The sequence below is a fragment of the Citrobacter freundii complex sp. 2024EL-00216 genome (assembly GCF_043945515.1).
Lineage (GTDB): Bacteria > Pseudomonadota > Gammaproteobacteria > Enterobacterales > Enterobacteriaceae > Citrobacter > Citrobacter portucalensis.
The window spans coordinates 262472-284703 of record NZ_JBIMRA010000002.1 but is presented as its reverse complement, the minus strand read 5'-3'; the positions used below and the strand labels follow the sequence as shown (position 1 = coordinate 284703).

Annotated in this window: 18 protein-coding genes; 12 read left to right on the top strand and 6 right to left on the bottom strand. The window is 54.0% G+C overall.

Annotated elements, in window-relative coordinates; genetic code table 11:
- Positions 1-28: 28 nt before the first annotated feature.
- The 4 genes from purC (at position 29) to ypfH (ending at position 4537) form a co-directional block, all read left to right on the top strand.
- Positions 29-742 (top strand): phosphoribosylaminoimidazolesuccinocarboxamide synthase, encoded by a 714-nt coding sequence (gene purC / locus ACHHZ7_RS03800; protein ID WP_003835086.1) that lies wholly within the window; start codon positions 29-31, stop codon positions 740-742.
- Positions 743-870: 128 nt separating this feature from the next.
- The gene (locus ACHHZ7_RS03795; protein WP_032944186.1) at positions 871-1734 is read left to right on the top strand and encodes a neutral zinc metallopeptidase; all 864 of its coding nucleotides are present in this window, start codon (positions 871-873) and stop codon (positions 1732-1734) included.
- A gap of 15 nt (positions 1735-1749) precedes the next feature.
- A complete protein-coding gene (locus ACHHZ7_RS03790) occupies positions 1750-3765 on the top strand; it encodes a tRNA(Met) cytidine acetyltransferase TmcA (RefSeq protein WP_395148636.1) in 2016 nt (671 codons plus the stop codon).
- Positions 3766-3838: 73 nt separating this feature from the next.
- Positions 3839-4537 (top strand): esterase, encoded by a 699-nt coding sequence (gene ypfH, locus ACHHZ7_RS03785; RefSeq protein WP_057066931.1) that lies wholly within the window; start codon positions 3839-3841, stop codon positions 4535-4537.
- A gap of 103 nt (positions 4538-4640) precedes the next feature.
- Here the strand turns inward: ypfH and ACHHZ7_RS03780 are convergent, their stop codons facing one another.
- The 3 genes from ACHHZ7_RS03780 to ACHHZ7_RS03770 are packed head-to-tail and all read right to left on the bottom strand — an operon-like array spanning position 4641 to position 6356.
- Positions 4641-4841, bottom strand: a complete 201-nt coding sequence (locus tag ACHHZ7_RS03780; RefSeq protein WP_003835080.1) for a YpfN family protein — start codon at positions 4839-4841, stop codon at positions 4641-4643.
- Between the two features lie 27 nt (positions 4842-4868).
- Positions 4869-5996, bottom strand: a complete 1128-nt coding sequence (gene dapE, locus ACHHZ7_RS03775; protein WP_003037976.1) for a succinyl-diaminopimelate desuccinylase — start codon at positions 5994-5996, stop codon at positions 4869-4871.
- 3 nt (positions 5997-5999) lie between these two features.
- Positions 6000-6356: an ArsC family reductase gene (locus ACHHZ7_RS03770; RefSeq protein WP_060683455.1), complete on the bottom strand. Its 357-nt coding sequence runs from the start codon at positions 6354-6356 to the stop codon at positions 6000-6002.
- A gap of 397 nt (positions 6357-6753) precedes the next feature.
- Between ACHHZ7_RS03770 and ypfM the strand changes: the two genes are divergently transcribed.
- Entirely contained in the window at positions 6754-6813 is a 60-nt protein-coding gene (gene ypfM / locus ACHHZ7_RS03765; RefSeq protein WP_001386977.1) for a protein YpfM, read from the top strand.
- A gap of 75 nt (positions 6814-6888) precedes the next feature.
- Here the strand turns inward: ypfM and acrD are convergent, their stop codons facing one another.
- The gene (gene acrD / locus ACHHZ7_RS03760; RefSeq protein WP_060683456.1) at positions 6889-10002 is read right to left on the bottom strand and encodes a multidrug efflux RND transporter permease AcrD; all 3114 of its coding nucleotides are present in this window, start codon (positions 10000-10002) and stop codon (positions 6889-6891) included.
- A 184-nt stretch (positions 10003-10186) separates the two neighbouring features.
- A complete protein-coding gene (narQ, locus tag ACHHZ7_RS03755) occupies positions 10187-11884 on the bottom strand; it encodes a nitrate/nitrite two-component system sensor histidine kinase NarQ (RefSeq protein WP_032944178.1) in 1698 nt (565 codons plus the stop codon).
- A 260-nt stretch (positions 11885-12144) separates the two neighbouring features.
- On the opposite strand from narQ, the gene aegA reads away from it, so the two are divergent.
- The 3 genes from aegA (at position 12145) to ACHHZ7_RS03740 (ending at position 16023) form a co-directional block, all read left to right on the top strand.
- Positions 12145-14124, top strand: coding sequence for a formate-dependent uric acid utilization protein AegA (aegA, locus tag ACHHZ7_RS03750; RefSeq protein ID WP_060683457.1), 1980 nt, complete (start codon positions 12145-12147; stop codon positions 14122-14124).
- Positions 14125-14280: 156 nt separating this feature from the next.
- On the top strand, positions 14281-14856 hold the full coding sequence (gene nudK / locus ACHHZ7_RS03745) for a GDP-mannose pyrophosphatase NudK (protein ID WP_008785426.1): 576 nt from the start codon (positions 14281-14283) through the stop codon (positions 14854-14856).
- Positions 14857-14979: 123 nt separating this feature from the next.
- Positions 14980-16023 (top strand): DUF1176 domain-containing protein, encoded by a 1044-nt coding sequence (locus ACHHZ7_RS03740; RefSeq protein ID WP_008785425.1) that lies wholly within the window; start codon positions 14980-14982, stop codon positions 16021-16023.
- On the opposite strand, the gene tkt is transcribed toward ACHHZ7_RS03740, so the two are convergent.
- Positions 16013-18007, bottom strand: a complete 1995-nt coding sequence (gene tkt, locus ACHHZ7_RS03735) for a transketolase (RefSeq protein ID WP_057066929.1) — start codon at positions 18005-18007, stop codon at positions 16013-16015. The genes ACHHZ7_RS03740 and tkt overlap by 11 nt on opposite strands.
- 280 nt (positions 18008-18287) lie before the next feature.
- On the opposite strand from tkt, the gene maeB reads away from it, so the two are divergent.
- From maeB to eutQ, 4 genes are all read left to right on the top strand, one after another.
- Positions 18288-20567, top strand: coding sequence for an NADP-dependent oxaloacetate-decarboxylating malate dehydrogenase (gene maeB, locus ACHHZ7_RS03730; RefSeq protein WP_003835063.1), 2280 nt, complete (start codon positions 18288-18290; stop codon positions 20565-20567).
- 160 nt (positions 20568-20727) lie between these two features.
- A complete protein-coding gene (gene eutS / locus ACHHZ7_RS03725; protein ID WP_003037995.1) occupies positions 20728-21063 on the top strand; it encodes an ethanolamine utilization microcompartment protein EutS in 336 nt (111 codons plus the stop codon).
- A gap of 12 nt (positions 21064-21075) precedes the next feature.
- Positions 21076-21555, top strand: coding sequence for an ethanolamine utilization acetate kinase EutP (eutP, locus tag ACHHZ7_RS03720; protein ID WP_003037998.1), 480 nt, complete (start codon positions 21076-21078; stop codon positions 21553-21555).
- Entirely contained in the window at positions 21533-22231 is a 699-nt protein-coding gene (gene eutQ, locus ACHHZ7_RS03715) for an ethanolamine utilization acetate kinase EutQ (protein ID WP_032944171.1), read from the top strand. The genes eutP and eutQ overlap by 23 nt, the downstream gene beginning before the upstream one ends.
- Position 22232: the final 1 nt, after the last annotated feature.

Below are 22232 nucleotides of genomic sequence, written 5' to 3'. Positions count from 1 at the left end.
CGTTAATTCACACCCAGGAGTAATAAAGATGCAAAAGCAAGCTGAGTTGTATCGTGGTAAAGCGAAGACCGTATACAGCACGGAAAACCCGGACCTGTTGGTGCTCGAATTCCGCAATGATACGTCAGCAGGGGATGGCGCGCGCATTGAACAGTTTGACCGTAAAGGCATGGTGAACAACAAATTCAACCATTTCATTATGACTAAACTGCAAGAAGCGGGTATTCCTACCCAGATGGAGCGACTGCTTTCTGATACCGAATGTCTGGTGAAAAAACTGGAGATGGTACCGGTTGAATGTGTGGTACGTAACCGCGCGGCAGGCTCTCTGGTTAAGCGTTTAGGCGTTGAGGAAGGTATTGAACTGAATCCGCCGCTGTTTGATCTGTTCCTGAAAAACGATGCTATGCACGATCCAATGATTAACGATTCCTATTGCGAAACTTTTGGTTGGGTGAGCAAAGAGAATCTGGCACGTATGAAAGAGCTGACCTACAAAGCTAACGACGTGCTGAAAAAGATGTTTGATGATGCTGGTCTGATTCTGGTCGACTTCAAACTTGAGTTTGGTTTGTATAAAGGTGAAGTGGTCCTGGGTGATGAATTCTCACCGGACGGTAGCCGCCTGTGGGACAAAGAAACGCTGGATAAAATGGACAAAGATCGCTTCCGCCAGAGTCTGGGCGGCCTGATCGAAGCCTATGAAGCCGTCGCGCATCGCCTGGGTGTGAAGTTAGACTAATCTTCCCCTGAGCCGGCGATCGCTCTCCGGCTCATTAACCCCACCTGATTTGATTACTATTTCTTATGGTAATCCTGTTCCGAACCGCCTACGATCATCATCATAATGAATAAAAAGTTGAGGTGATTATGCGCTGGCAAGGGCGTCGTGAAAGTGACAACGTGGAAGACAGACGAAACAGCTCTGGCGGCCCCTCTATGGGTGGGCCTGGTTTTCGTCTGCCCAGTGGTAAAGGAGGCATCATCCTGCTGATTGTGGTGCTGGTGGCGGGTTACTATGGCGTGGATCTCACCGGGCTAATGACTGGCCAGCCGGTCTCCCAACAGCAATCATCACGCTCCATCAGCCCAAACGATGATGAAGCGGCAAAATTTACCTCGGTGATTCTGGCTACAACAGAAGATACCTGGGGACAGCAGTTTGAAAAAATGGGTCGCACCTACCAACAGCCGAAGCTGGTGATGTACCGGGGCGCGACGCGTACCGGCTGCGGCGCGGGTCAGTCCGTGATGGGACCGTTTTATTGCCCGGCAGATGGTACGGTTTACATCGACCTTTCATTCTATGACGACATGAAAAACAAGCTGGGCGCCGATGGTGATTTTGCTCAGGGCTATGTTATCGCCCATGAAGTGGGTCACCACGTGCAGAAACTGCTGGGCATTGAACCTAAAGTTCGTCAGATGCAGCAGAATGCCTCACAGGCAGAAGTGAACCGTCTTTCCGTTCGAATGGAACTGCAGGCAGACTGCTTTGCCGGTGTCTGGGGCCACAGCATGCAGCAGCAGGGCGTACTGGAGTCTGGTGACCTGGAAGAGGCACTGAACGCCGCACAGGCCATTGGTGACGATCGTCTGCAACAGCAGGGACAAGGACGCGTCGTGCCGGACAGCTTTACTCACGGAACCTCTGAACAGCGTTTTACCTGGTTCAAACGCGGCTTTGACAGCGGCGATCCGGGGCAATGTAATACTTTTGGTAAAGGTATTTAAGATACTGAGGCAGGGATGTCCGATAACACGGCGCTGAGCGCGTTAACCGAACAAATGACCCACGAAGGGATCCGTCGTCTGCTGATTATCAGCGGCGAGGATAACTGGTGTCAGGAACAGGCATTAGCGCTACGTAGCACGTTACCCGGCGACTGGCTGTGGGTAGGGGAGCAAGCCCCTACCGAGCCGTGCTGTACGCCGCAGGCGCTAAAAACATTATTAGGGCGCGAGTTTCGTCATGCGGTTTTTGACGCAGGGCAGGGTTTTGACGCTGCGGCGTTTGCCGCCTTAAGCGGCACACTGCTTGCTGGCAGTTGGCTGGTTTTGCTGACCCCACCCTGGCATTCCTGGCACACGCATCCGGACGCGGATTCACTACGCTGGAGCGATTGTGCTGAACCTATCCCTACACCGCACTTTATTGAACACGTCAAACGGGTGATTTCCCGCGATAGACAGGCTCTGCACTGGCAACAGCATCAGCCGGTTGCCTGTCCGCACTTTCCTGCTCGCGCAGCCTGGCACGCGGCAACCGGCGAACCCCAGCCAGAACAGGCGATGATATTAAATCATTTGCTGGCTATGCCTCCCGGTGTGGTTGCGGTGACGGCGGCACGGGGTCGGGGCAAATCCGCTCTGGCAGGGCAACTCATAGCGCGGATTAATGGCACTGCGATTGTGACAGCGCCTGCCAAAGCGGCAACCGATGTGCTGGCGCAATTTGCCGGAGAGCGTTACCGTTTTATGGCCCCGGATGCGCTGTTAAGCAGTTCTGCAATCGCAGACTGGCTAATTGTGGATGAAGCCGCCGCGATCCCCGCGCCGCTGCTGCACCAACTGGTGGCGCGTTTTCCTCGAACGCTGTTAACCACTACAGTACAAGGCTACGAGGGAACGGGGAGAGGCTTCCTGCTGAAATTCTGTGCCCGCTTCCCCAATCTTCAACACTATGAGTTGCAACAACCGGTACGCTGGGCGCAGGGATGTCCGCTGGAGCAAATCGTCAGCGATGTGCTGGTGTTTGATGATGAAACGTTCACGCATGCCCCATTGGGGGAGCTTCACTTCTCGGCATTTGAGCAACAGTCCTGGCATGTTAATCCGGCGCTGCCGTTAGCGGTATACCAGCTGCTTTCTGGAGCGCATTATCGCACCTCGCCATTGGACCTGCGGCGGATGATGGACGCGCCTGGTCAGCATTTTCTTCAGGCATCAACCGCTGACTCAGTGGCGGGGGCTGTCTGGTTGGTCGATGAAGGGGGACTATCCGCGGAATTAAGCCAGGCCGTCTGGGCCGGATATCGTCGACCGAGAGGGAATCTGGTTGCGCAGTCGCTGGCGGCGCACGGTGGTGACCCGTTGGCGGCGACGCTTGTCGGGCGACGGGTCAGTCGAATTGCGGTTCATCCTGCTCGCCAGCGAGAAGGTATCGGACAGCAGTTGATTATGCAGACCCTGCGTTATTCCATGCAGTGTGATTATCTGTCCGTCAGCTTTGGTTATACGGCTGAACTATGGCGTTTCTGGCAACGCTGCGGTTTTGTGCTGGTGCGAATGGGAAATCATCGGGAAGCCAGCAGCGGCTGTTATACCGCCATGGCGTTACTTCCCATTAGCGAAGCGGGGAAACGCCTTGCCGAGCGGGAGCACCAGCATTTGCGCCGTGATGCGGAAATCCTTGCGCGATGGAACGGTGAGAGCATTCCGCTGGTCCCGCTGAAAGAGACTACGCTTAATGAGGATGACTGGGCTGAGCTGGCTGGGTTTGCCTTCGCGCATCGGCCATTATTGACGTCGCTAGGCTGTCTGAGTCGTCTGCTTGAGCACAGTGAGTTACCTCTTCCGGCCTTGCGCGGACGCATCCAGGCTAAACGTAGCGACGCCGAATTGTGCCAACAGCTCAAGATTTCTGGTCGTAAAGCGTTGCTGGTCATTCAGCGCGCCGAAGCGGCACAGGCATTAAATCAGCTGGATGCAGAGCGTGAACAGCGGCTACATAATCGCATTATGCAATGGCAATTTTTTCACTAACTTCTTCAATTTCCTGGCATGGTCATTGCGGTTAAGCGGCGTAGAATGATTCTCATCAGTTAAGGAGATCGCCATGAAACATGACCATTTTGTTGTTCAAAGTCCCGATAAACCCGCTCAACAGCTACTGCTGCTGTTTCATGGCGTCGGCGATAACCCGGTTGCCATGGGCGAAATCGGCTCCTGGTTTGCGCCGCTGTTTCCGGATGCGCTAATCGTTAGCATTGGTGGAGCAGAGCCTTACGGAACGACGTCCGGACGTCAGTGGTTTTCGGTGCAGGGCGTAACAGAAGAGAATCGTCAGGAACGTGTTGACGCCATTATGCCGGTGTTTATCGAAACCGTGCGCTACTGGCAGAAGCAAAGCGGCGTTTCGCCGCAGGCAACCGCGCTGATTGGTTTTTCTCAAGGGTCGATTATGTCACTTGAGAGCATCAAAGCTGAGCCGGGGCTGGCGTCGCGGGTTATCGCCTTCAATGGCCGCTATGCCACCTTGCCAGAGGCTGCAACCACCGCGACGACGGTGCATTTGATTCACGGTGGCGAAGACCGGGTAATTGAGTTATCTCATGCCGTTGCCGCGCAGGAAGCGTTAATTCGCGCCGGTGGGGATGTGACGCTGGATATCGTCGAAAATCTGGGGCACGCCATTGATGAACGCAGCATGCAGTTTGCGCTCGATCATCTGCGTTTTACCGTACCGAAGCACTACTTTGATGAAGCGCTGAGCGGCGGTAAGCCTCACGATGATGATGTGATTGCCATGATCTGATTGATCACCGTAGGCCGGATAAAACGCGAAGCGTTGCCATCCGGCACGTAATGCCCGGTGGCGCTAACGCTTACCGGGCCTACGGGAATTATCTGCCTACTAATTATTTCTTCGGTTGGTCCTTATTCGGCCAATCGTCGTCGTCATCCCATTTATCGTTAAAGTCACGATGCGGGGGAAGCTCCGGCTTGTTGGCAAGAAATTTCTTGTGATCGACGCGCTTGAGATCTTTAATCACGTTCAGCAGCACGCCTACCAGAAACACCAACACCAGAATCCACCAATATTTTGCCAGCCAGTCCATGCTCATTTCCTCTTACAGGAACACTCATCAGGCGACGAGTTGCTCCATGATACGTTGATACATACGGGCAAGCAGCTGCAGGTCGGCGGCATTAACACATTCATTAATTTTATGAATAGTGGCGTTGACCGGCCCAAGTTCTACTACCTGCGCCCCCATGCGGGCAATAAAACGCCCGTCGGACGTCCCGCCTGTAGTCAGTAACTGCGGTTTAATCTCATTATAGTGCTCAATGGCGTTCACCACTGCATCCACCAGTTTACCGCGTTCGGTCAGGAACGGCTGACCGGAAAGCCACCAGTCGACGGTATAACGCAGCTGATGTTTCTCCAGCAGCGCGTGAACCCGTGCTTTAATCATCTCATCGGTCAGCTCAGTGCTGAAACGGAAGTTGAACTGGATAAACAGTTCTCCAGGGATAACGTTGTTGCTTCCGGTTCCAGCCTGAATATTGGCAATCTGCATGCTGGTCGCCGGGAAGAATTCGTTACCCTGATCCCACTCGATCGCCACCAGTTCGTTGAGCATGGGGGCCGCGCGGTGTACCGGGTTATCGGCCAGATGCGGATAGGCTACGTGGCCCTGCACGCCGTGAATGGTCAGGTTGCAGGTCAGTGAACCACGACGTCCATTTTTCACCACGTCGCCAACGATTTCCGTGCTGGATGGCTCACCCACCAGGCAATAATCCAGTCGTTCATTACGCGCCATCAGCGCTTCAACCACCTTCACGGTGCCGTTTTTGGCGCTGGCTTCTTCGTCAGACGTTATCAAAAAGGCCAGACGACCCTGATGGTTTGGATGCTGGGCGACAAAACGTTCTGCGGCCACGACCATCGCCGCCAGTGAACCCTTCATATCGGCAGCGCCACGCCCGAACAACATGCCATCGCGAATGGTCGGTTCGAACGGTGGATTGATCCAGCGATCGACATCGCCGGCAGGCACTACGTCGGTGTGACCGGCAAATGCCAGGGTCTCACCTTTACCGCGCCATGCCCAAAAATTCTGTGTGTCACCAAAGTCCATTCGCTCAACGGTAAAACCTACCGCACGCAGGCGTTCAATCATTAACGCCTGGCACCCGGCATCATCCGGGCTCAGGGAAGGACGGCGAATAAGCTGCTGTGTCAGCTCAATGACCGGGCACGACATAGACTACACCTCATTAAAAAACAGAGTATAACTGGATTCACTGAAACCAAGCAGCATAGGCTTACCCAGCGCGCAGAGCAATGGGCGTTTGATAATTGCTGGCATTTCAATCATCAACGCGGCGGCGGAAGCCGCATCGGTGATTTGACTGCGCGTGGATTCATCGAGTTTACGCCAGGTGGTTCCACGCGTATTGAGCAGCGCCTCCCAACCTAATTCGCTGATAAAGGACTGTAATAGCGTGTTGTCCAGACCGTCGACGCGATAATCATGAAAGCGGTAGTCAATACCTTGAGCCTCCAACCAGCGTCTGGCTTTTTTAATCGTGTCGCAATTCTTAATGCCGTAAAGGGTGATCATTTGAATCCTTATTGACGTAACTTGAATATTTATTCTTTTATTCTTTTATTCTGTGGCAATGAATAATACATATTGTCATTCAATCGTTATAGAAAAATATAACATTGTTGAACAACAGTGAATAATGATTCCTGAAAGCTCCAAAAAATACCGTATAACTAAAAATCAGAATCTGCCTGTTTGCATCAGACTGTTTTTCCATCAGAATTGCAAAAGTAGTAGATGATGTATGAATATTTCAAAATATTGCAGTAAGTCACATAAAATTTATGGGTATAGCGCATAGTGATCACATAAACCCCAAACACTGGAGGAATCAATCGCAACCATCGGTTAAATTGCCTTCTTTTAATGATGATGATTTCGTAGAATGCCCATAATAATAAGAGAGGTTGTTATGATTGAACGTGAACTGGGGAACTGGAAAGACTTTATCGAAGTGATGCTTCGTAAATAATTTTCTGGAAGAAATTCATATCCTGTAAAGGATAAAAAAAGGCGACTCAACGTAAGTCGCCTTTTTTGTGTCCGATTATTCTGGGCGTGGCTTCAATGGGAAGCGTCTGCGCACCAGCACAAAGAACAGGGGAACGAAGTAAATCGCCAGGATAGTGGCTGAAATCATCCCGCCCATTACGCCTGTCCCCACCGCATGTTGACCGCCAGAACCAGCGCCACTGCTGATGGTCATCGGCAGCACCCCGAAGATAAACGCCAGTGACGTCATCAGAATTGGGCGTAAACGTTGGCGACAAGCATGGAGCGTGGCGTCGAGCAGATCGTGTCCTTTCTCGTTCATCTCATTGGCGAATTCAACAATCAATATTGCGTTCTTCGCCGATAGCCCGATCACGGTAAGTAACCCGACCTGGAAATAAACATCGTTTTCCAGGCCGCGCATCCAGGTCGCCAGTAGCGCGCCAATAACCCCCAATGGCACGACCAGCATGACGGAGAAGGGTACCGACCAGCTTTCGTACAGTGCCGCCAGACACAGGAACACGACCAGCAAAGAAATGGCGTACAGGGCAGGGGCCTGAGAGCCCGATAGCCGTTCCTGATAAGACATCGCAGTCCATTCGAGGCCAAACTCTGTCGGTAACTGGCGCACCAGCGATTCCATCACGTCCATTGCCGTACCGGTACTGACGCCCGGCGCAGCTTCGCCGACAATCTCGACCGCGGAGTAGCCGTTATAGCGTTCCAGACGTGGAGAACCCGTTTCCCAGCGTGAAGTCGCAAAGGCCGAAAAAGGCACCATGCCACCGCTGTTGTTGCGGACGTACCACAAGTTAATGTCGTCCGGGAGCATGCGATATTTTGCTGCCGCCTGCACGTAAACCTTCTTCACGCGGCCCCGGTCCATAAAGTCATTGACGTAGCTGGAACCCCAGGCCGTTTGCAATGTGTCGTTGATGTCGTCGATGGAAACGCCCAGCGCCTGGGCTTTGCGCTGATCGATATCAATTTGCAACTGCGGGCTGTCGTCCAGACCGTTATGACGAACGCGGGTCAGGGACGTGTCTTTCCCGGCCAGCTCAATGAGTTTGTCGCGCGCGGCCATTAACGCATCATGGCCCGCACCGGCGTGATCCTGCAGCTCCATATCGAAACCGGCAGAGCTTCCGAGGCCGCTGATAGCCGGAGGGCTGCTGGCGAAGACGCGGGCTTCTTTAATCTTATTAAAGGCTTTGGTCGCACGTTCGATGATGGCGAAAGAGGTTCCGGTAGTGGTGTCGCGCTCATCCCAGTCTTTTAAGCGGACAAACATACGCGCCACGTTTTGACCGTTCCCGCCAGGGCCAGAACCGACCGTGGAAAAGACTGACATAATGTTGTCTTTCTCATGGGTGAAGTAATACTTCTCCACTTCCTCAACCACTTTCAATGTTTGCTGCTGTGTGGAGCCGCTGGGCAGCTGTACCGAGGTGGTAAACATGCCGCGGTCTTCCAGCGGCAGGAAGGAGGTTGGCAGGCGCAGGAACAGGAAAACCATTCCACCGAGCAGCAGGCCGTAGATCAGTATCCAGCGCAGGCTGCGGTGCAGAATTCTGGCAACGCCTTTTTCGTAGCGCTCGGCGTTGCGATTAAACATCCGGTTAAACCAGCCGAAGAAACCGGTTTGTCCGTGATGCTCGCCCTTATGCAGTGGTTTGAGCAGGGTGGCGCACAGAGCGGGGGTCAGGATCATCGCCACCAGAACAGACAGCACCATGGCGGAGACGATAGTAATCGAGAACTGGCGGTAAATGGCCCCGGTAGTGCCGCCGAAGAAGGCCATCGGGATAAACACCGCTGACAGCACCATGGCGATACCGACCAGCGCACCCTGGATTTGCCCCATCGATTTCCGTGTCGCTTCCCGCGGTGAGAGTCCTTCCTCACTCATAATACGCTCGACGTTTTCCACCACCACAATGGCGTCATCGACCAGCAGACCGATCGCCAGCACCATCGCAAACATCGTCAAGGTGTTTACGCTATAGCCAAAGGCGTAAAGCACGGAGAAGGTACCCATCAGGACGACGGGAACGGCGATGGTGGGAATCAGCGTGGCGCGGAAGTTTTGCAGGAACAGGTACATCACGAGGAATACCAGTGCAATAGCTTCCAGCAGGGTTTTTACCACGTCGATGATTGAGGCTTTGACAAAGGAGGTGGTTTCATAAGCCACCTTATATTCCAGCCCATGCGGAAAATATTGTGACAGCTCGTTCAGACGGTTAATGACCAGCGTTGCTGTCGCCATTTCATTGGCGCCTGAAGCCAGCTTCACGCCCAGGCCGGAGGCAGGATTTCCATTAAAGCGGCTGAGGTAATCATACTTTTCAGCACCCATTTCGACCGTCGCCACATCGCCCAGTTTAACTTCTGAACCATCCTGGTTGACGCGTAGCGTAATGGCGCGGAATTCATCCGGAGTCTGCAGTAGCGACTGGGCGTTGATCGTCGCGTTCAGCGCCTGCTTGTCCACCGAAGGCGTACCGCCAAGTTGCCCGACGGCAATCTGCGCATTCTGTGACTCGATAGCGTCGGTCACATCTTTAGCGGTCATCTGGAAACTGTTCAGTTTGGCCGGGTCAAGCCAGATACGCATGGAGTACTGTGAGCCGTAAGCGTCAATATCTCCTACGCCGTTAATACGGCTGAGTGGATCCTGAATGTTACTGGCGACGTAGTCGGCGATGTCCTGCTTATCCATTGAGCCATCGGTGGAGACAAAGGCGATAGTCAGAATATTGGTGTCCCCGGTCTTACGCACCGTGACCCCCTGATCCTGTACTGCCTGCGGCAGTTTACGCATTGCCGATTGCAGCTGGTTTTGCACCTGCTGGACGGCCTCGTCAGGATCGGTTCCGGCAACGAAGCTCAACGTAACCGTAGCCTGACCTGTCCCGCTGCTCTGCGATGACATGTACATCAGGTTATCGAGACCGGTCATGTTCTGCTCGATAACCTGGGTGACGGTGTTTTCCAGAGTCTGAGCCGAAGCGCCAGGATAGTTGGCGGTGACACGCACGTTTGGCGGTGCCAGATCGGGATATTGCTCAACGGGCAGTGAAAAAATAGCCAGGGCTCCTGTCAGGCACAACAGGATAGCTAACACCCAGGCAAAAATGGGGCGATCGATGAAAAAATTCGCCATTAAAAGAGGACCTCGTGTTTCTGCGTATCGTTATGGGTATGGCTTGCTTCACTTTAGCGGCAAGGTACGGGTCAAACGTGGAGAAAAAAAGAAGATAATGTAAATTATCATGCCCGTTTACAGCATACCTTTCGTGCCAACGCCGTCAGGCCTGGATCCAGACCCGACGGCGCTTTGCGGTTCTTTACGTTAGCTCACTGTCTGATTCAGCCGAACGGAAACTGATGCTCACCAACGTACCCCCTCCGGAAGGTTGAGAGAAGGTCAACGTGCCGCTTAGTCTTTCCGCCCGCTCACGCATAATATTTAGTCCATAGTGCCCTGCAGGCTCATGCGGCTCGCCAATGCCGATGCCGTTATCGCGGATATAAACCGTGTGGTTGCCGTCCGGAGCCGTTACGCAGCTGACGGCAATTTCGCTCGCACTGGCATGCTTAATGGCGTTCAGCACCGCTTCGCGGATGATCTGCAACAGGTGCACCTGCATTTGCGCATCCAACGCCAGCGTGGGTAACCGACAGTCGAGTGTGAGTTTAGCTGAGGTTTGATTTTGCAGCGTTTCCAGCATTTCATGCAGGGCGGAGGGTAAGTCTGCCTGCTGTAAGGTCAGACGGAAGGTGGTGAGCAGTTCGCGTAGCTGACGGTAGGCATCGTTCAGCGCCTGGGAGAAATCCGCCATAATGCTTTGCGCCGGGGCGTTATCCTCCGGGATTGAACGTTTAAGCAACGTGAGCTGAATGCGTAAATAAGAGAGCACCTGCGCCAGCGAGTCGTGCAGCTCGCGTGCAATCGTCGCTCGCTCCTCCATTAACAACAGCTGCTGAAAATGTTTTTGCGCCTGGTTGAAGTACAACCCGCGTCCCAGCATCGAGGAGACGCTGTTGAGCAGCGGAGTAGAAGCATTGACGTTTGGACTTTGCCAGTGCAGTTCGCCGTAGACGGTTTCCTGCATGGTGACAGGCAGGATCTGCATCGGTAGCTCGAGGCTTTTAGTCCCTTCGCTAATCCGCCAGTTATCACCGACAGTGAGTTCAAGGAAATACGCGGCGTCATGTTCGCGGACGATCTGTAAAATATGGCGGAAGCAGTGCACATCAATCTGGCTGGTATTTAACGCCTGCGAGCACTGATACAACACCTCCAGACGGCGATTGGCTTCGTGCAGATCGTGAGTTTTCTCGGCCACAGACGCTTCCAGCGAGCGATACAGTTTGTGTAATTCACTCGACATCTGGCTAAATGTTTTGCCCAGCAACCCCAGTTCATTAGGCAAACCGGTATCCAGCGGTGGGATATCAAATTGACCGTGTTCAATTTGCTGACTGGCCATCACCAGTTTATTCAGCGGACGCACCACCTGCTGGCGAATGCGCCGCAGGGTAAAGAAGACGAGGGTGAATATGCCGATCCCGCCCGCCAGCGAGATGCCAAATACCAGCATTACTTTACGTTCGGCATAATGCTGCAACGCCAGCACGAAGAGATCGATCTGATCGACGTAGTTGTTGATGTTGGCCTGGTACCATTTTAAATCGCCGTCGATCAGGCGGGCGTTCATTTCCAGCCAGTTAGCATGCAGACGTCCATAGCGGCTTTTTACCGCTTGTGGCACATACCACGCGTTCAGATTCTGTAATGCTGGCGAGTTTAGCGCCTGCTGGAAAAGCTGGCGGTGGGCATTAAGCTGCGGGCTCTGGCTTTGTAGATCGTAACCCAGACGGTAGCTTTGCATGCGCAATGAGCCAGCAACGTTGATGGCTTCGGCATCTCGCAAGCTGCTGGTCAGCGTGAGCAGCGCAATACCCGTTGAGAGAATCGACAGCATCACTATGTAGAAAAAAGCTTTAGCCAGACTGGCCGAGACCGGACGCTTTACCGTCACTTGTGCATCCTCACACAATACACGTCGCGCCTGAAAACAGCGTGAACGATGCGGTGTATTTGATAAATGTTAATAAAACGCCATGAAACTGGATGGTAACTGAAACACAATTTCATATGCGATGAAATAAATTGATCTGCCACAGGTTCTGGATAAATAGTTGTGCTTCCTGGGCAAATGAACATTGCCGCTTCCTTCCGTGTCGGTTAATAACACTCTTATAAAGAATAAGGTTTTTGCAACCAAAAAAGAAGGAAGCCATGAATCGTTTTATTATGGTCAATAGCCAGCAGTGCCTGGGATGCCATGCCTGTGAGGTCGCCTGCGTCATGGCTCACAATGGCGAACAGCATGTCCTGAGCCAACGGCATTTTCAGCCCCGAATTACCGTCATTAAGCATCAGCAGCAGCGCAGCGCGGTGACCTGCCACCACTGCGAAGATGCACCCTGCGCCAGAAGTTGCCCAAACGGGGCAATTAGCCATGATAACGACAGCGTTCAGGTGAACCCGCAAAAGTGTATTGGCTGTAAATCGTGCGTTGTAGCCTGCCCTTTCGGCACGATGCAGATCGTACTCACTCCCGTCGCCAAAGGGAAGGTGAAAGCTACCGCGCACAAATGCGATCTGTGCCAGGGGCGTGAACAGGGACCCGCCTGCGTAGAGAACTGTCCGGCGCAGGCGTTACAGCTGGTGACGGAAAATTCGCTTACCGGTCTGTCAAAAGCGCGCAGGCTGCGTACCGCAAGTCTGGAAAGCCAGCCATGGCATGCCAGCACTACCGATTTTGTTCCACATGTCATCACTAAACGTGAGCAAATGCAGGCGACGCCTGCGCGCGGGGAGCCGGATAAACTGGCGATTGAGGCCCGGAAAACCAGCTTTGAAGAGATCTATCTGCCGTTTCGTACGGCGCAGGCGGAGCGCGAAGCCTCTCGCTGCCTGAAATGCGGCGACCACAGTATCTGCGAATGGACCTGTCCACTGCATAACCACATTCCGCAGTGGATTGAACTGGTCAAAGCCGGGAATATCGACGCGGCGGTTGAGCTTTCTCACCAGACCAACTGCCTGCCGGAGGTGACCGGACGCGTATGCCCGCAGGATCGACTCTGCGAAGGGGCATGTACGGTGCGTAGCGAGCATGGCGCAGTTACCATCGGTAATATTGAGCGTTACATCTCCGATCGGGCGCTGAGTAAAGGATGGCGACCGGACTTAAGCCATGTGCAGAAAGTGGACAAGCGTGTTGCCATCATCGGTGCGGGTCCGGCGGGTCTGGCCTGTGCGGATGTGCTTGCGCGCAGCGGCGTCAGCGCCACCGTTTACGATCGCCATCCTGAAATTGGCGGTTTGCTGACGTTCGGTATTCCGGCCTTCAAGCTGGACAAATCGCTGCTGGCGCGTCGCCGTGAAATCTTCAGCGCCATGGGCATTCATTTTGAACTTAATTGTCAAGTGGGTAAGGATGTCGCGCTTGAAAAGCTGCTGGAGGATTACGATGCCGTGTTCGTGGGCGTAGGAACCTATCGTTCCATGAAGGCGGACCTGCCAAATGAAGACGCGCCAGGCGTGTATGATGCGCTGCCGTTCCTGATTGCCAACACCAAGCAGGTGATGGGGCTGGAGGAACTGCCTGAAGAACCGTTTATCGATACCGCCGGACTAAACGTGGTTGTGCTGGGCGGAGGCGATACGGCAATGGACTGTGTGCGAACCGCCCTGCGTCATGGCGCAAGCCAGGTGACCTGCGCCTATCGTCGTGATGAAGCCAACATGCCCGGCTCGAAAAAAGAGGTGAAGAACGCCCGGGAAGAGGGGGCAAATTTCGAGTTTAACGTTCAGCCGGTTGAGCTGGTGTTGCATGCCGATGGGCGAGTCAGCGGTGTGCGTTTCTTACGTACTCAACTTGGCGAACCTGATGCGCAGGGCCGTCGCCGCCCGGTTCCCATTGCCGGGAGTGAGTTTGTGATGCCCGCAGATGCGGTGATTATGGCGTTTGGTTTTCACCCACATGGCATGCCGTGGCTGGAGTCGCATGGCGTTAAGGTCGATAACTGGGGGCGCATTGCCGCCGATGTTGAAAGTGCATACCGTTATCAAACCAGTAACCCGAAAATCTTTGCCGGTGGTGACGCGGTACGCGGTGCAGACCTGGTGGTGACGGCTATGGCGGAAGGGCGGCATGCCGCCCAGGGGATCGTCGACTGGCTGGGCGTAAAATCAGTCAAATCTCATTAATCGGCGAGTAGGCCGGATAAAACGCGTTAGCGTTGCCATCCGGCAATGTGCCGCATGAATGCCTGATGGCGCTTTGCTTATCAGGCCTACATTGTTCCAAGACAAACCCGGTTTCACGGCGTAGTATTATTTCTCACTTCTTGCTGTGGAGCCGGTATGTCGCAAAAAATTACCCTCATCAAAGATAAAGTCCTTTCCGATAACTACTTCGTCCTGCGCAATATCACTTATGACCTGACCCGTAAGAATGGAGAGGTGATCCGTCACAAACGTGAGGTTTACGATCGTGGCAACGGCGCCACAATCCTGCTGTATAACCCGGAGAAGAAAACGGTGGTGCTCATCCGCCAGTTTCGCGTTGCGACATGGGTCAACGGTAACGAAGACGGTCAACTGATTGAAACCTGCGCCGGGCTGCTGGATAACGACGAACCGGAAGCATGTATTCGAAAAGAGGCGATTGAAGAGACCGGCTTTGAAGTGGGTGAAGTACGTAAACTGTTTGAGCTATACATGTCGCCGGGCGGTGTGACGGAAATAATCCACTTCTTCATCGCGCAATACCGTGACAGTCAGCGGACAAACGCGGGTGGCGGCGTGGAAGATGAAGATATTGAAGTTCTGGAACTGCCGTTCACACAGGCGCTGGAAATGATCAAAACGGGTGAGATCCGTGACGGTAAAACGGTGCTATTGCTGAACTATTTGCAGTCATCGCATCTCATGGACTAATGCGCGGGATTTATATTTCTTTACTAATTTACGGCCAATCCGACGATTCTTATTGAGCCACATCAGTCGCGCAAGGAAGATACCGCTTAGGCTGTGTGTTTTGACTTCGGGGTTGTACCGTCCATGCGCTATCGCGTTATTCTCCTTTTCCTGCTCGGGTTGCTACCCGCCCGATTGCTGTGGGCTGCGCCCGCGCAACAGGCGTTTTCTGACTGGCAGGTGACGTGTAATAACCAAAATTTTTGCGTGGCGCGCAATACCGGAGAGCACCACGGCCTGGTCATGACCTTGAGCCGCAGCGCCGGGGCGCATACCGACGCCGTGTTGCGTATTGAGCTGGGCGGGCTGGAATCGTCCAGCGTCAAAGAGAGCGATATTGCGCCGCGTCTGCTGTTGGATGGTGCGCCACTCTCGCTGAGCGGCGAGCACTGGCGCATAACTCCCTGGCAGCTGACGACCGATGATCCCGCCACCATCAGCGCATTTTTACAAACCGTACAGGACGCGAAGGCGATTACCCTGCAAAAAGGTGCGCAAAACCTTTCGCTGGTCGGGCTAAAAGCCGCATTGTTGTTTATCGACGCCCAGCAAAAACGGGTGGGGAGCGAAACCGCATGGATTGAAAAAGGTGACGAGCCTCCGCTCAGCGTACCTCCGGCCCCCGCGCTGAAAGGTGTAGCGGTCATTAATCCAACGCCAACGCCTCTCACGCAGCAGGAGCGCAGTGAACTGCTGGACTATGGTAACTGGCGGATCAACGGTATTCGTTGCTCTATCGATCCGCTGCGTCGCGAGATGCGCGTCACGGCCCTAACAGACGATAAAGCGCTGCTGATGATTGGCTGTGAGGCCGGGGCGTATAACACCATCGATCTGGCGTGGGTGGTTTCACGTACGACTCCGTTGACTTCACGCGCGGTACGGTTAAGCCTGCCGTTTAAAACGGATGCAGAAAGTCGCGATATGGAGCTGACCAACGCTACGTTTGACGAGAAGTCGCGGGAGCTGGTCACCCTCGCTAAAGGACGAGGGTTGGCAGATTGCGGTATCCAGACCCGCTGGCGCTACGACGGTCAACGTTTTCGCCTGGTGCGCTATGCCCAGGAGCCAAGCTGCGATAACTGGCATGGGCCAGATGCCTGGCCCACACTGTGGATCACGCGTTAAGCACCTTGTGCGCTTTGTCGACGATGTTATCTACCGTAAAGCCGAAGAACGGGAACAGTTTGTCCGCTGGAGCCGACTCTCCATAACCCGTCATCCCAACAATTGCCCCTTTCAGCCCGACATATTTGTACCAGTAGTCAGCAATTCCTGCTTCTACCGCCACGCGAGCGCTGACGTTTGCTGGCAGGACCGATTCCCGGTACGCCTCATCCTGGGCGTCAAAGATATCGGTTGAGGGCAGAGAAACCACTCGCACGTTACGACCTTCTCCGGTCAGTTTTTCCGCTGCCAGCAGCGTGATTTCCATTTCTGAACCGGTAGCAATCAAAATAACATCCGGCTTACCGCCGCCATCCTTCAGCACATAGCCGCCGCGGGCAATTTGCTGCACCTGCTCTGGCGTGCGCTCAACCTGTGCCAGATTCTGCCGCGAGAGGATCAGCGCCGTTGGCCCGTCATGACGTTCGACTGCCAGCTTCCAGCCTACTGCCGCTTCAACCTGATCGCACGGTCGCCAGGTACTGAAATTAGGCGTCAGGCGCAGGCTGGCGAGCTGTTCAACGGCCTGGTGCGTAGGACCATCTTCCCCCAGGCCAATTGAGTCGTGGGTATAAACCATGATTTGTCGGGCTTTCATCAGCGCCGCCATACGCGCGGCATTTCGGGCATATTCGACAAACATCAGGAACGTAGCGGTGTACGGTACGAAGCCCCCGTGATGGGCGATACCGTTGGCAATCGCCGTCATACCAAATTCACGCACGCCGTAGTGGATGTAGTTTCCTGCATGATCCTCTTTAAGAGAGGAGGAGCCTTTCCAGATGGTCAGGTTGCTGGGGGCCAAATCCGCCGATCCGCCAAGCAGCTCTGGCAGTATAGGCCCGTAGGTGTTAAGGGTATTTTGCGAGGCCTTACGGGTGGCGATTTTGGCCGGATTGGCCTGCAGCTCGGTAATATATTTCTGGGTTGTTGCCTCCCACTCTTTCGGCAGCCCACCGCTCATCCGGCGAGAAAACTCTGCCGCCAGTTCCGGGTAGGCTTGTTGGTAAGCTGCGAATTTCTCCTTCCAGCCCTGTTGCGCTTTTTCGCCTTTCTCGCGTGCGTCCCACGCCCGGTAAATCTCTTTGGGGATCTCAAAAGCAGGATGATGCCACCCCAGCTTCTGCCGGGTCAGTGCCACCTCTTCTTCGCCCAGCGCAGCGCCGTGCGCTTCCTCTTTCCCTGCTTTATTTGGTGAGCCAAAACCAATCACCGTGCGGCAGATAATCAGCGATGGTTTATCGGTAACAGCCTGCGCTTCCTGAATGGCTTTTTTCACCGCCTCTGGGTCATGACCGTCAATGTCGTGTACCACATGCCAGTGATAAGCCTCAAAGCGTTTTGCAGTATCGTCGGTAAACCAGCCGTCGGTTTCACCATCAATCGAGATGCCGTTGTGATCGTAGAAACCAATGAGTTTGCCAAGCCCCAGCGTGCCCGCCAGCGAACAAGCCTCGTGTGAAATACCCTCCATCAGACAGCCGTCGCCCATAAAGACCCAGGTAAAGTGGTTAACAATCTCATGGTCCGGCTGGTTAAACTGCGCTGCCAGCGTACGTTCGGCAATGGCCATACCGACTGCGTTGGCTAAACCCTGACCCAGCGGTCCTGTCGTGGTTTCCACGCCTGGCGTGTAGCCAATTTCCGGGTGCCCTGGCGTCTTCGAATGGAGCTGACGGAAGTTCTTTAATTCTTCGATCGGCAGGTCGTAACCGGAAAGATGCAACAGGCTGTAAAGCAGCATTGAGGCGTGGCCGTTGGACAGAATAAATCGGTCACGATCGTACCAGGTGGGATCGGTCGGGTTATGGCGTAGAAAATCGTTCCACAGAACTTCGGCGATATCGGCCATCCCCATTGGTGCTCCAGGGTGGCCGGAGTTAGCTTTTTGGACGGCATCCATACTTAGCGCACGAATGGCATTGGCAAGCTCTTTACGGGTCATAGGAAATACTCCTTGAAAAGTAAAGTGTTAGATGCGTGTTGTGATTCACACTTTTGGGAAAATTGCGGGCGTTGTCAGCAAAAAGCATAGCAGACAGGCATGGTATTGCTGGATTAAGCAGGTAACATGGTTGTTATAAATTGATAACAAATTCTTTCTTTGAATGGTGAGAGTTTGGGGACCTTCAAAGTTTGTACCGTTGACTGAGGTGATAATGTGCGGCTCAGTAGAATGGTTACCCGCGCCACTTTTTTGATAGATACGTGAAAGGAACAACAAGATGGATGACCAGTTAAAACAAAGCGCCCTCGATTTCCACGAATTTCCGGTACCCGGTAAAATCCAGGTTTCTCCGACCAAGCCTCTGGCAACGCAGCGCGACCTGGCGCTGGCCTACTCGCCGGGCGTGGCTGCACCGTGTCTTGAAATTGAAAAGGACCCGCTGGCAGCCTACAAATACACCGCGCGCGGCAACCTGGTTGCGGTTATTTCCAACGGCACAGCGGTGCTGGGTCTCGGCAACATTGGCGCGTTGGCCGGCAAACCGGTGATGGAAGGTAAAGGCGTTCTGTTTAAGAAATTCGCCGGGATCGACGTGTTCGACATTGAAGTCGATGAACTCGATCCGGATAAGTTTATCAATGTGGTTGCGGCCCTGGAGCCCACGTTTGGCGGTATCAACCTCGAAGATATTAAAGCGCCAGAGTGCTTCTACATTGAGCAAAAACTGCGCGAGCGCATGAATATTCCGGTCTTCCACGATGATCAGCACGGTACGGCAATCATCAGTACTGCCGCTATTCTGAACGGTCTGCGGGTGGTTGAGAAAAATATCTCTGACGTGCGCATGGTGGTGTCTGGTGCAGGTGCGGCGGCGATTGCCTGTATGAACCTGCTGGTAGCGCTGGGTATGCAGAAACACAATATTGTGGTCTGTGACTCCAAAGGTGTGATTTACAAAGACCGCGAACCGAACATGGCGGAAACCAAAGCGGCTTACGCGGTGGTGGATGACGGTAAGCGTACGCTGGATGATGTCATTGACGGCGCAGATATTTTCCTCGGCTGCTCGGGCCCGAAAGTGCTGACGCAGGAAATGGTTAAGAAGATGGCGCGTGCGCCAATGATTCTGGCACTCGCCAACCCGGAGCCGGAAATCCTGCCGCCGCTGGCAAAAGAGGTGCGTTCCGACGCCATCATCTGTACCGGTCGTTCAGACTACCCGAACCAGGTTAACAACGTCCTGTGCTTCCCGTTCATCTTCCGCGGTGCGCTGGACGTTGGTGCGACGGCCATCAACGAAGAGATGAAACTGGCGGCGGTGCACGCGATTGCTGAGCTGGCGCATGCTGAGCAGAGTGAAGTGGTGGCCTCTGCTTATGGCGATCAGGACCTGAGCTTCGGCCCTGAATACATCATTCCGAAACCGTTCGACCCGCGTCTGATCGTCAAAATCGCCCCCGCGGTGGCGAAAGCGGCGATGGACTCCGGCGTGGCAACGCGTCCGATTGCCGACTTTGACGCTTACATCGATAAGCTGACTGAATTCGTCTACAAAACCAACCTGTTCATGAAGCCGATTTTCTCCCTGGCACGCAAAGCGCCGAAGCGCGTGGTGCTGACCGAAGGGGAAGAAGCGCGCGTACTGCACGCTACCCAGGAGCTGATCACGTTAGGGCTGGCAAAACCGATCCTGATCGGTCGTCCGAGCGTGATCGAGATGCGCATCCAGAAACTGGGTCTGCAGATCAAAGCGGGCGTCGATTTTGAAATCGTCAACAATGAGTCCGATCCGCGCTTTAAAGAGTACTGGAGCGAGTACTACCAGATTATGAAGCGTCGTGGGATTACCCAGGAGCAGGCGCAGCGTGCGGTGATCGCCAACACTACGGTGATCGGCGCAATCATGGTACAGCGCGGCGAAGCGGATGCGATGATCTGCGGTACGATTGGCGACTACCATGAGCACTTCAGCGTGGTGAAAGAGGTATTTGGTCATCGCGACGGCGTGCATACTGCCGGGGCGATGAACGCCTTGCTGCTGCCAAGCGGTAACACCTTTATCGCCGATACCTACGTCAACGACGATCCTACGCCTGAGCAACTGGCGGAAATCGCCGTGATGGCGGCAGAGACCGTGCGTCGCTTTGGTATCGAACCGAAGGTGGCGTTGCTGTCGCACTCCAACTTTGGTTCCTCTAACTGTCCGTCGGCCAGCAAAATGCGCGACGCGCTGGAGCTGATTAAGGCGCGCGCGCCAGAGTTGATGATTGACGGCGAAATGCACGGCGACGCCGCGCTGGTGGAAAGCATCCGTAATGACCGCATGCCGGACAGTCCGTTGAAAGGCTCAGCGAATATTCTGGTGATGCCGAATATGGAAGCTGCCCGTATTAGTTACAACTTACTACGCGTTTCCAGTTCTGAAGGCGTAACGGTTGGCCCGGTGCTGATGGGGGTTGCGAAACCGGTTCACGTATTAACGCCGATCGCCTCTGTTCGTCGTATCGTTAATATGGTGGCGCTGGCGGTTGTAGAAGCCCAAACGCAGCCGCTGTAATTTCACTTTAATTTATTTCCGGCGCGGGTTTCTCCCGCGCCTTTTTATTTTCCCTTTCTTAGTGATCTACTTCACCTTTTAAACCTGGTTGCCGAATTTTGTTATTTACTCTGACAAAAAATTGCCACGATGAGGGCAGTTTTAGCGGAGGCGGTGAGCAATGGAAAAAGAACGCATTATTCAGGAATTTGTGCCGGGGAAACAGGTCACGCTGGCGCATCTCATTGCGCACCCCGGCGAGGAATTAGCGAAAAAGATCGGCGTACCCGAAGCGGGCGCTATCGGCATCATGACGCTGACGCCAGGCGAAACCGCGATGATTGCCGGTGACTTAGCCATGAAGGCGGCGGATGTACATATCGGTTTTCTCGATAGATTCAGCGGCGCACTGGTGATCTACGGTTCGGTAGGCGCAGTAGAAGAAGCGTTATTACAGACGGTAAGTGGTCTGGGTCGATTATTAAATTTCACTTTGTGCAACCTGACAAAAAGTTAATCAGAGGCGGCGATGAAACGTATTGCATTTGTCGGTACGGTGGGGGCGGGGAAAACAACGCTCTTTAATGCGCTACAGGGGAATTATTCCCTCGCCAGAAAAACACAGGCCGTGGAGTTTAATGAAAATGGCGATATCGATACGCCAGGGGAATATTTTAGCCATCCGCGCTGGTATCACGCCTTAATTACCACGCTGCAGGATGTCGATACGTTGATTTATATACACGCGGCAAATGACAAAGAAAGTCGCTTACCTGCCGGGCTGTTGGATATCGGCGCCAGTAAACGACAAATCGCCGTTATCAGTAAAACGGACATGCCGGATGCCGACGTCGCCGCAACGCGACAACTACTTCGCGGGATGGGGTTTCAGGAGCCGATTTTTGAGCTCAATAGCCATGACCCGCGCAGCGTGCAGCACCTGGTGGATTATCTGACTGAGCTCAGCCAAAAGGAGGAAAGGGCAGGTGAAAAAACTCATCACAGCTAACGATATTCGTGCGGCCCACGCACGCGGCGAACAGGAAATGTCGGTTGTTCTGCGCGCCAGCATCATCACCCCGGAGGCGCGCGAAGTTGCGGAGCTGCTGGGCGTTACCATCAGTGAATGCGATGAATCCGCGCCAACTGCTGCTGTACCGGCGGCGGTTGATGATGGCAAAACGGAAAGCCAGCGCATTCGCGAAACCATCATTGCGCAGTTACCGGAAGGGCAGTTTACCGAAAGCCTGGTCGCCCAGCTGATGGACAAAGTTATGAAGGAGAAGCAGTCGCTGGAGCAGGGCGGAATGCAGCCGAGCTTTAACTCGGTAACCGGCAAAGGCGGCGTCAAAGTCATCGACGGTAGCAGCGTGAAGTTTGGTCGTTTTGACGGCGCGCAGCCGCACTGCGTGGGCTTAACCGATCTGGTGACCGACCAGGACGGTAGCAGCATGGCCGCCGGGTTTATGCAGTGGGATAACGCCTTTTTCCCATGGACGCTGAACTACGACGAAATCGACATGATTCTGGAAGGCGAGCTGCACGTTCGCCACGAAGGCGAAACCATGATTGCAAAAGCCGGGGACGTCATGTTTATCCCGAAAGGTTCCAGCATCGAATTTGGTACGCCATCGACGGTGAAGTTTCTGTATGTGGCCTGGCCTGCGAACTGGCAGTCCTGCTAAG